An 11,785-nucleotide genomic window follows, 5' to 3' on the forward strand; every position below is an offset into this window, starting at 1 on the left:
AACATGAGAGACAAAAGACATTCAAAAACAGAGACCCACAACCTCGAAAGCGATCAAAGCGCGTTTCAATTATTTGGATTATGGAACTTGAATATTCCAAAAGTAAAATACAATAACCTGACCGAAGCAAGTACGCGTTTGCTAGTTTACTTTTTTCGTAAGAAAAAACAAGTAAGGGATCTGCTCCTTTCCCCTTCCCACCTGAAATCTAACCCCTATTCCCTGACCACTAAGATCGTGAGTTTGATCACAGTGATAACGTTTCATATATCCTTTGTCATACCGTTTGCGCTTTTTAGTCTTTTGTCTTCCGAATTCAGTCCTTTGAACGCGCAAAGCGTACCCACGTTAGGAAGTACCAAACAGTTTGCCAATGACGAACTCAAACCCTACGTGGACGCAGCCAAAGCGGGAGCGACGGACTCGGGAAGTTTTCTGAATACGGTGACAAACGGAGAACAAGTGTTGGAAGCCGCCTGGGAAACGGAAGTGAACGCGGAAATAGAATCGATCGTCGGAGGAGTAAATAACTCAGACGCGGTGAATAACGTGAACGTCTACAAAGATGCGGTGAGGGCTCAGTTAGAACTACAAAAACAACAGGCCAAAAGCCAATGGGTAGCGGACGCGGCGCAATACATACAAGCGGAACTGCAAGTATTTTTAGCGACATTGTCCCAAAACACAGGAAGCAACGTAACATCGACGAACACAAATTCGGTGAATACGATCAATCCGACAGTGCAAGCAGCGACAACCACACCGGTCTCCCAAAACACAAACCCGGCACAAGCGGCACAAAGTTATTACCAAGGAGTTCAAGTTTGGGATACAAAGTGGCAGGATCTGTTAACCAAACAAAACACTTGGGAACAGAATTCCTTGAACGCGATCCAGAACGGAATCTTGCAATGGAATCAATCGATTACAGGACTTGAGAATGACAAACTAACGTATCTGAATGGAATCGAACAAACCAAAGCACAATGGCTGGCGAACAAACAAATCATCACAAACGCACAGAATCAAATGAGAGGCGCGCTGCAATCTACAATTACCAACATCCGCTCTCAAGAGAATCAATTGAAAGCAAACGCATCCGGCGATGCGAGCTTGACATCTGTGTTTGGAGACATGGACGAATTGTTAGACGACTTGCAAGACGCATTGAATACAAACGCATCTTTGGGAACGTTAGCGCAAACATTGGGAAACTTTTTCCAAAGTCAGATCGCAAGCGCAACCGCAAAAGCGGATTACTGGAACGTAACCAAATGGCAAGAGACGTATGCGACGCAGACGGTTTCGTATTCTCAGATAGTTGGGAGTGCAAGCTTGAGTTGCAGCCATTCCGGAAGCGGATCCAATTGGTGTAACACTCTGGCGTCGGGAACTCAAACAGTGACGTATTCGTCCAATGGAAACGTTTACGGATGGGCAGCGACGAGCGGAGGATTTCAAAACGGAGTGTTGGTAAGTAATCCTGCGGTTTCCAATAACACGAGTGCGGGCACGAGCGACGGACACTATGTAATAGAATGTAACGGATGGGCAACCCCTTTTGGTTGTACCGGCGGAGAAGGTTATACGAGCGACGGAGAGTATTGCGGGGATGCGCCATGGAATTGCGGATACAATAAAAGATGGGAAACGGATAACACCTACTCTCTATCCGTAAACGAATCGTTTAACCAACAACAGATAACAAAGAACAACAATATTAGAAATGCAATATTCGGAAGTTACAATACGGCATTTGGACAATCCACTCAAGCAGGGAATGCGGTTTCCGGTTCGGGTGTTGCACTTAGCACCAAAGTGTATTTAGGAGGAACGGAGTTAAACTCGTCGAACTGGTTTGGTTCTTTGGGACTGACGAATCAAGTGCAGATTCAAACGAAATACAAATACATAGACAGCGCGATGCAGGCGAACCAAGACTTTTGGTCGGGACTTTCGAGCCAGTTTAGTAACATAGCGTCGACTTTCTTGTCGCTTGTAAATCCGTTGAAAGACTGGGAAGACAGATCGGAAGAATACGAAGACGAATACCAAGCTAAACTCTTAGAACTGGAACAAACGAAACAAAGTACAATCACCAACTACAACGACCAAATAGCGGCCATGAAAGCGGCGAGAGGGGCTTGGGTAACAGAAGTCTACGGCTATCAAATGGCTGGGATAGAAGGAAGCGCGGATAACGCGAATAGCCAATACAGAAACGGACAAGAGAACTGGGAAAATACAATCAATGTTTTCCAACAAGCGGAACTGAATTGGTATTTGTCAGCAAAGGACACATTACAACAAGCGGTAACAGCGCCTAACGGAGAAACCGAGTACCAAACAAACTCAATTCCGCAAGCAAACCAGATCCAAAACCAGATTACAAACTCGGAAACGAATACAACCGGGCTTTACAACGCAGCGACAGGATTGTACCAAACATACCAATATGCAGCTGCAGGAAATGTAATGCAGCAAGCGTTGACCAACCAACAAAATCAAACAAGCTGGAATCAGCAAGGAGCCGCGTTGTCTCAAAGTATAGCGGACTCTTTTGGAAGAAGTGAGGCATACAAAACAGCGGAACTCGGCGCAAGTAACAGAATCAACGCACTTGCCCAGACGATCTACGGAAACGGAGCGTATATCGTAGACAATACGGAAATCAATCAGATCCAAACTCAGATAACAACGAACGGACAAAACCAAAGCTTTTGGCAAAATGAGATTAGCGGAGCCAACGGAGGATTTAACTTTAACGGTCGCAACAACACAAGCCAAACCAAAGAAGCCCTGTATGGGGACATGATAGCAGACATTGCAGTCGCAACAACGTTACAAGCGGAAGTAGTCGATGAAGAGATCACATATTTAAAAACAGCAAACGAATTTTTTGAGAAATCCGAAAGATATCAAGAATTAGCGGAGAAGGCCAAGAGTGAAGCGAAGTTCGACGAAGCCGCGCTTTACACCGGATATGCGGTGAGAGAGAAAAACAACGCAGTCGGTTTCTTGAAAAAGAAATACTACAACTTGGGAGAAGAGATTACAAGTGAAGTGGATAACCGGGGGCTTACCTTTACGAAAAATTCTTTCTTGAGTTACAGAGATAATTTAATCAACAAGAACTTCCAGAATACGACGCAAATAGGCAAACAAATCCAAGAAGGAAAGAATCAAGTCGCGGGAATCATTGCGGAAGGAGAAAGTTACAATCAAATCCAAGGAATGATTCAGACTGCTTCTAACTTGAACAAACAAGGAGAAGAGAACAAAGAACGAGTGGAGAGACTCTTGGCGCAATCGAAAGAGCTAGCAGAGAAAAACATCGGTGAAGGACTGTTAGACGGATTGCAAGAAATGATTGCAAGCATCCAGAGCGCACTACCGCAAGAGATATCCAACAACGGAGTTGCTCAATACATCCAAGCACAAGAGAAAGAACTTGCAGAGAAACAAGAGAAAGTGAATGAATTACTTTCTCATATGAATTCGCTTGTAACGAATCAGAACGATCTTTCCAATTTGCAAACCCTACTCCAAGGAAGCAGCCAAGCGATCAACCTAGCGGCAAACAGCGCAGTGTCGAAGTATTTAGACGACTACGCGAAGAAACTCCAAAAAGACAACGAAGAAAGAAGTTCGAATCTACAGAAAACACTTTTAGAAGCCTTAAGCAACGGAGACCAATACAAGTATCTCCGAGAAGCGGGCTACGGATTTAGAACGGACGGAGAAGGAATTTCCGCCTACAGACAGATCTACAGCGGAGAAATCGAAATCGGCGGAAGTGCGATGAAGGAAACAAGCTATTCTCCGAATTTAGAATATCAATATATACGAATTGAAACGAAGTTTAATCCCGGAAACTTGAGCGTGGATCTGATGAACCCGAATTCCACAAGATTCAACGCGGAAATGGCGATCGGCGTAAAGAATTACATCGACAACCTTCAAAAGAACGTGGAACAAATGTTCGCGCAGTTTAGCGACAAGACAAACGAGATCAAAGAAGAATACGCACAAAATCAAGAGATCCAAGATTACAAGAAGGAACTCTACCAAGAGAGTAAGACGAACATATTAGCCTCCTTTCAAGCGTTGCCTGAAGATTTGAAGAAGGCATTTTCAGGAGAGATGGGAGGATTAAAGGGATACCACGAACAAGGATCCAAATACAACTTTAGCCAAGGAAGTTTCCAAGACCAAAGCGGAGAGATGAAGAAGATCGGGAAGTCGATGTACGAGGGAGCGAACATCGACGACACAGTGTTCGAAGGAAGTAGAGAACTGAAAGGCTCTGTGAGTGTCAAAGGAATACCCGTGGAAGTAAGCTACGGAATGCAGTATTTGATTGTCACATCCGGATTTAATATCTCGAACTTGGGATACAACTTCAACTTGAAGTTAGTGGGAAATCAAAACGCAGAAAGTCAGTTATCGACCGTAAACCAGAAGTATGAAATCTACAAAGAAGACATACAAGCTCGAATCGAGAAACAAGCCAAGGCAAATGACGCGGAAAAGGAAAGCAAGGGATTTCTATTTACAATCTTGAATGGAATGAACGGCGGGTCTGGAAGTATGGGCCAAAGATTTACGCAAGCGGTAAGATCGGAAGCACAAAGCCGCATAACGGGAGCGGTTGCGGAAGCGACGGGCTTACCCGCGTCACTCGTCGGAGCGCTCGTTGGCGGAAGTAGCATGAAAGACGCAGTGAAAGCGTATGTGAAAGACGAAACGGTAAACGCAATTTCGAAAGCGACTGGGATACCCGCTTGGATGATCTCGAATCAAATGGAGAAGATGAACAAGCCGAAGGAACAATGGTATCAAAGCCAAGAGTTCCAGATGGTGACAACAGTCGTAGCGGTAGCGGCCGCGCCCTTCACTGGTGGAGCAAGTTTAGCCGTCATGATGGCAGTGGGAGCGGGAATCGGAGCAGCCACGGGAGCCGCGAGCGGAGGACTCAAAGGAGCGTTAGTTGGTGCTGTAGGAGGAGCTGCGGGAGCCGCGGTAAAAAGTTTTACGGGTGGAGCGGTTAACGTAGGGCTTAGCTATTCGGCAGAGAACGGATTTGGAGCATCGGTAGGAGTGGGATATGGACCAGCGACAGTGAGCGTTGGAATCTCCGAAAGAGGCGGAACATCGGTTGACGTAGGATTTAACAAAGCAGGCTTCAACGCGGGACTGAGTTACAACTCCAAAACAGGAAGCGTGAGTGGAAGCGCTGGATTTACTTCCCAAAGTAGCGGAACCGGATTTGCACTCAGTTACAGTGAGGGAGACGGATTCGGTGCGAGCTTGAGTAAAAGTTTTGATAGCGGATTGAATGGCGGACTTAGTTGGAGTGAGAAAGGCGGTGTCGGAGGAAATATCGGATACGAAGCACCGGGTGACAAAGACAAACCGAAGAACTCACTCGCAAACCAAATGAAAGGCGCTGGTGGAACATTAAGTTTTTCTGAAAGAGATGGTTTGTCCGCTGCACTTAACGCGTCTGGCGGAGTGAACGCGGGGAACTGGAGTCAGTCGGGTGGCTTTCAAGCAAATTCTAATTTTCTAATGGATAGCTGGAAGGCGGACTTTGTTTCGAAACAAGGGGCGATTGAAGAACTTCAATCGAAAGGTTTGAGTAAGGAACAGGCGAATGCAATTCTGGATGCGCAAGCTCATGCGGAATCGAAGGCTGCTCAGGAAAAAAATAATCAGGAAAGCGGAAAATCGGTGTTAGACGGTGCAGCGATTTCGACACAGAGAAGAGAAGGAGAAGATGGAAGTCATGGAGTGATCGGGTTTGGCGATGATGATGGCCCGACTCCAGCTCACGGAGCGACCGGAGACAACAGTCCGCTTCAAAGCGGAAGTTCTTCCGGATCGTTTGGACCGGATGGAAAACCGGTGGTACATGGAGAACTCAACGGACCACTTGTAAACAAAGGAATCGACAAGATTTTGGATCAAGTGAACAGCTTTGACAAAACGAAATCCGGAAACGTGGAAGCGGCGTTGAAAGATTTTGCAAAGGCGAATAACTTGAGTGAAAGTTCGCCGGAATACAAGAAGTTGAAAGAACTGACTGCAGATATTGGAGGCAAGAACTCGAAAGGATTTAATGAATCTCGAAATGAATATTACGCACAGAACAAAGAGAGAATCCATACGGAAGCGTTAACTGCGATGTATGGGGACAAGATTCAATCGATCGACGGAAAGAAGGCCGTATTAAGGAACGGTGAAGGAGTGATCATCACCAACGGAAAGTATGACCTTCAGTTGGACAACAAGACGAGTGAGTATTTCAAGAGAGATCATGAGAATATTCTCGGAATGAAAGTTAATGATCCAGATTATCATCTAAGAAATTCAGCACAATGTTTTCCGACGACGAACGCGGTAATGGCGGATCATGCGGGAGCAACGCCTAGAGATCCATCCAAGCAAATGGTGGACGATATGCTTTCGACTGCGTTAGGAAAAGGGATTTTGAATCGTAATGATCATACCAGTGGTGGGACTGAGATGAAGACGTATGCCGGTGCCGAAAAGCTGAACAAAGAATATGGACTGACACAACACATGCTTCAATATCCAAATAAGGCAACTTTCGAAGACAAGAAAGTGGTAATTCAACAAGCGATTCGAAACGGAAATATTGTATCTGCAGGTGGAGCCTTCCCAGTTGGCGACCACCGAAATGCGATTGTGGGATATGACTCAAAAGGTTGGGTAGTGTTTGACCCGTACGGGAATGCAAATACAAAGGGATACAAAGGAAATGGAATGTTTGCCCATTACGAATATGGAAAGTTCAATTTGGGTGGAAACCAAGCCTACTACGTAACGAAGGACTAAGGAAGATATATGAAGAACCCAAAACGAATATTAGCAATATTGATATTAGGAGTAACGGTTATGTTACAAGCGGAAGGTGAGAAGACAAGAAAGGATTTGATTCCAATTTTCAAGAAATGTTATCGACCAGATGAACATTTGTCCTTGGTTGCAAGTTCCGTTTTGGCTGAAAAAGGGAAACCAAAAGATTTTTACGGACCTAATAATATTGATGATATTAATAAAGATACGGCTTGGGGTGTGAGTAAAAATCAAGGAATTGGGGAGTGGGTATACACGTACAATTTCGTAGATTCTAATACGAATCATTATCATCAACTGACGGGAAAAAGTCAGAAAAACTATTTCGGTTTTTTAAATGGATTGGCCAAGGATTCGACTTCTTTCGAAGAAAATGGAAGGATCAAAAAAGTAAGGATTGATGTGTATGAATTGGAGGGAACTGAAACCATGGCGAATTTAAAAGATCCTCTCATATATCACAATTATCCCATCGAAAATGATTCCTTTGAATTGGAACTGAAAGATACTCCGGAAGAACAAACCTTTGAAAGAGAGATTTTTACGAAGATAAAGCCGCAAGATGATTTCTACGCTCGTTACCTACTTTTCAAACTTACGATCTTGGAAACATATCCGGGAACCAAAAGTAAGAATGTGTTTTTGACTGAGTTTCACGCATATTCGGAAGATGCAAAAGTGAATTTCAGAATCACGCGGGAAAGGAAGTGATTTGAGAATTTCGGAATATACCGAATTCTTGAAGTTTAGAGAGATTGGGCTCCGGGGATGAAACACGAAGAAATAGCTGAGTCTCGCAAAAACTAAAATGACGGAAGTTGAATCCAAGATAGCAGACGCATGTGATAAAATGAAAGGATTTGAGAAAAAAGAGAGCTGAAACTGGAATAAAACAGATTCAAAATATGGAATATACGGAAAGAAGAGAGGAATTAAAGAAACAAATCAAACGGAAGACATGGGAATCTTTCTCCGAATAACGGCGCACAAAAGAAAACTAGAAACAAGTGTGGGTTAGGCAACGTCTTCGTAAGAATATATGTGGTAAAGACCTCCGAGAACGGGAGTGGAAACGAGTTTTACCGACCCATCGGAAGGACGTATTAAAACCGGAGAAGAAACGGGACTGTCTTTGTTCAAAGCTAAATGAGTGCGATGATGATTGTAAAAATGAATGAACTCTTCCAGTTTTTTTTCCAAATGATACTGATTGAGAGGAATGAAGAAATCCAAAAATTCATTTCTACATGTCTTTACCCAACGTTCCGCGTAACAGTTCTGCCAAGGAGAGCGAAGAGAGGTTTTTTTGTGTTTGATGCCGATTCTTTCCAAGTATTTGGTAAAGCGTTTCCCAAAAATGGAATCGTTGTCGGAAAGAAAATAATGAAAGGTTTTTCCTGCTTGAATTTGCTTACGAACGGCAAACTTCAAAACCTTTCGCATCCAATTTGTAGTCGGGTTTGTATGAATATCAAAATGAAGAATTTGTCTAGAGCCGACGTGAAGAAAAAAAACGACGCGAAAGATCTTTTTGAAATTGGAAGAGTAAACGGAAAGAGTATCGGAAACAACCATAGAATCGGCATGCAGAGAATAGAATTCTTTCCAAGAAAGACGTTTTTTAGGGCTATGAGGACGTTTTGGAATATACTTAGAAACAGTTCTTTCACAAATATCATGGTCGAGCTTTAGAAGAAGACCGTGTAGTTTTGTAGCTCCCCAGATTTTGTTTTCCTTAGCGACTCTTCGAATGAGTTTGATGACTTTCCAAGGAATGTTTGGTCTTCCTGTTTTCTTTCTACGGGAAAGAAGAGCCCAGAATGTTTTGAATTTTTTGTTTCTCCATTCAAGAAGAGTATGTGGAGAAACAAGAATTAGATTTTCGATCCAATTGGGATCGAGATAGGAAAGAAAGACGAGTTTCAATCTTTCGAAAGGTTTTGTATGGAATTTTTTTCGTTTTCGTTTGTAAGCTGAGAGTTGTGATTTTAGAAATAAGATTTGAATGGAATTTTTTGATTCTGCTCCAATTTTTTTGATAACATAAAGAATCAGCACCAGATTGAGCAGAATAGAGATTTCGTAAAACAACCATTAACCTCGATTAAATACGGATACCAGCGGAAATAGATGAAGTCGGACGTGGAATTATGTTGAGTCGCCCGCCTCCTGTGAATATATCGTTATATACACATCACAAATTGAATCTTTTTTGAATGATCGTCTAATTTTTGTTATTTATCAGTGATATAATAATTGACACAAATCACAAAGTTTTGCAATTTTGTTCGAGCAAATGACTCCCAGAGCCACCGAACTTTCCATGCGGATTCTAAAACGGAAATATACTATTTTCCTAAACTCAGTAAAACGCCCTAACGCAGAGAAGCTCTCCCTATGAGTCGGGAGAGAGAACTGAATCTTGCTTTCTACGGATCGCGAGATAGGGCTCCGGGCCTTGGAACAGAGAAGAAGTAGCCCGGCGAAGGGGAAGCGTAATACCGAGCTTGAATAAACGATTAAATATTTCTAAATTAGAGAAGCAGCAAGCTTGGTATGAAGCGAGGGGAAGGCTTTCCCCTTCCCGCCTGAAATCTGATCACTATTCACTGACATCTAAAACATGTATGAAGGAGCAAATATCGACGACACAGTGTTTGGCGGAAGCAGAGAACTGAAAGGCTCGGTGAGTGTGAAAGGGATACCGGTAGAAGTCAGCTACGGAATGCAGTATTTGATTGTCACATCCGGATTTAATATCTCGAACTTAGGATACAACTTCAACTTGAAGTTAGTGGGAAATCAAAACGCAGAGAGTCAGCTATCGAGCGTAAACCAGAAGTATGAAATCTACAAAGAAGACATACAAAACAGAATCGAGAAACAAGCAAAGGCGAATGACGCGGAAAAGGAAAGCAAGGGATTTATCTTTACAATCTTGAATGGAATGAACGGCGGTTCGGGAAGCATGGGCCAGAGATTTACGCAAGCAGTGAAGTCGGAAGTGCAAAGTCGCGTAACGGGAGCAGTAGCGGAAGCAACGGGCTTACCGGCAAGTTTGGTCGGAGCGCTCGTTGGCGGAAGTAGCATGAAAGACGCAGTGAAAGCGTATGTGAAAGACGAAACGGTAAACGCAATTTCGAAAGCGACCGGGATTCCCGCTTGGATGATCTCCAATCAAATGGAGAAGATGAACAAGCCGAAGGAACAATGGTATCAAAGCCAAGAGTTCCAGATGGTGACAACAGTCGTAGCTGTAGCGGCCGCGCCCTTCACCGGCGGAGCAAGTCTAATGGTCGCGATGGCCGTGGGCGCGGGAATCGGAGCAGCCACAGGAGCGGCAAGCGGAGGATTGAAAGGCGCGTTAGTTGGCGCTGTAGGAGGAGCCGCAGGAGCAGCGGTGAAAAGTTTTACCTGAGTCTCGCAAAAACTAAAATGACGGAAGTTGAATCCAAGATAGCAGACGCATGTGATAAAATGAAAGGATTTGAGAAAAAAGAGAGCTGAAACTGGAATAAAACAGATTCAAAATATGGAATATACGGAAAGAAGAGAGGAATTAAAGAAACAAATCAAACGGAAGACATGGGAATCTTTCTCCGAATAACGGCGCACAAAAGAAAACTAGAAACAAGTGTGGGTTAGGCAACGTCTTCGTAAGAATATATGTGGTAAAGACCTCCGAGAACGGGAGTGGAAACGAGTTTTACCGACCCATCGGAAGGACGTATTAAAACCGGAGAAGAAACGGGGCTGTCTTTGTTCAAAGCCAAATGAGTGCGATGATGATTGTAAAAATGAATGAACTCTTCCAGTTTTTTTTCCAAATGATACTGATTGAGAGGAATGAAGAAATCCAAAAATTCATTTCTACATGTCTTTACCCAACGTTCCGCGTAACAGTTCTGTCAAGGAGAGCGAAGAGAGGTTTTTTTGTGTTTGATGCCGATTCTTTCCAAGTATTTGGTAAAGCGTTTCCCAAAAATGGAATCGTTGTCGGAAAGAAAATAATGAAAGGTTTTTCCTGCTTGAATTTGCTTACGAACGGCAAACTTCAAAACCTTTCGCATCCAATTTGTAGTCGGGTTTGTATGAATATCAAAATGAAGAATTTGTCTAGAGCCGACGTGAAGAAAAAAAACGACGCGAAAGATCTTTTTGAAATTGGAAGAGTAAACGGAAAGAGTATCGGAAACAACCATAGAATCGGCATGCAGAGAATAGAATTCTTTCCAAGAAAGACGTTTTTTAGGGCTATGAGGACGTTTTGGAATATACTTAGAAACAGTTCTTTCACAAATATCATGGTCGAGCTTTAGAAGAAGACCGTGTAGTTTTGTAGCTCCCCAGATTTTGTTTTCCTTAGCAACTCTTCGAATGAGTTTGATGACTTTCCAAGGAATGTTTGGTCTTCCTGTTTTCTTTCTACGGGAAAGAAGAGCCCAGAATGTTTTGAATTTTTTGTTTCTCCATTCAAGAAGAGTATGTGGAGAAACAAGAATTAGATTTTCGATCCAATTGGGATCGAGATAGGAAAGAAAGACGAGTTTCAATCTTTCGAAAGGTTTTGTATGGAATTTTTTTCGTTTTCGTTTGTAAGCTGAGAGTTGTGATTTTAGAAATAAGATTTGAATGGAATTTTTTGATTCTGCTCCAATTTTTTTGATAACATAAAGAATCAGCACCAGATTGAGCAGAATAGAGATTTCGTAAAACAACCATTAACCTCGATTAAATACGGATACAGCGGAAATAGATGAAGTCGGATGTGGAATTATGTTGAGTCGCCCGCTCCTCCTGTGAATATATCGTTATATATACATCACAAATTGAATCTTTTTTGAATGATCGTCTAATTTTTGTTATTTATCAGTGATATAATAATTGACATAAATCACAAAGT

At 42.9% G+C, this 11,785-nt stretch carries 3 protein-coding genes and 2 pseudogenes; 3 read left to right on the forward strand and 2 right to left on the reverse strand.

Translation table 11 applies throughout. The features are described 5' to 3' along the window. Positions 1–3: 3 nt before the first annotated feature. Together FHG67_RS06455 and FHG67_RS06460 are read left to right on the forward strand one after the other, a co-directional pair. A complete protein-coding gene (locus FHG67_RS06455) occupies positions 4–6,861 on the forward strand; it encodes a TIGR04388 family protein (protein ID WP_244947479.1) in 6,858 nt (2,285 codons plus the stop codon). Positions 6,862–6,870: 9 nt separating this feature from the next. Then, on the forward strand, positions 6,871–7,593 hold the full coding sequence (locus tag FHG67_RS06460; RefSeq protein WP_415857780.1) for an NADase-type glycan-binding domain-containing protein: 723 nt from the start codon (positions 6,871–6,873) through the stop codon (positions 7,591–7,593). A gap of 303 nt (positions 7,594–7,896) precedes the next feature. Here FHG67_RS06460 and FHG67_RS06470 read toward each other — a convergent pair whose 3' ends face one another. Next, the gene (locus FHG67_RS06470) at positions 7,897–8,973 is read right to left on the reverse strand and encodes an integrase core domain-containing protein (RefSeq protein WP_016758384.1); all 1,077 of its coding nucleotides are present in this window, start codon (positions 8,971–8,973) and stop codon (positions 7,897–7,899) included. A 562-nt stretch (positions 8,974–9,535) separates the two neighbouring features. Between FHG67_RS06470 and FHG67_RS06475 the strand changes: the two are divergent. Further along, positions 9,536–10,297 (forward strand): annotated as a pseudogene (locus FHG67_RS06475) (hypothetical protein); the annotation flags it as partial. A gap of 226 nt (positions 10,298–10,523) precedes the next feature. Here the strand turns inward: FHG67_RS06475 and FHG67_RS06485 are convergent. Further along, positions 10,524–11,600: pseudogene (locus FHG67_RS06485) on the reverse strand (transposase). Between the last annotated feature and the right edge of the window lie 185 nt (positions 11,601–11,785).

The organism is Leptospira weilii, assembly GCF_006874765.1.
GTDB classification, from domain to species: domain Bacteria; phylum Spirochaetota; class Leptospiria; order Leptospirales; family Leptospiraceae; genus Leptospira; species Leptospira weilii.

Coding starts and splice junctions, on each gene's coding strand:
- FHG67_RS06455 (WP_244947479.1), top strand. CDS start 4: ATGAGAGACAAAAGACATTCAAAAACAGAGACCCACAACCTCGAAAGC.
- FHG67_RS06460 (WP_415857780.1), top strand. CDS start 6,871: ATGAAGAACCCAAAACGAATATTAGCAATATTGATATTAGGAGTAACG.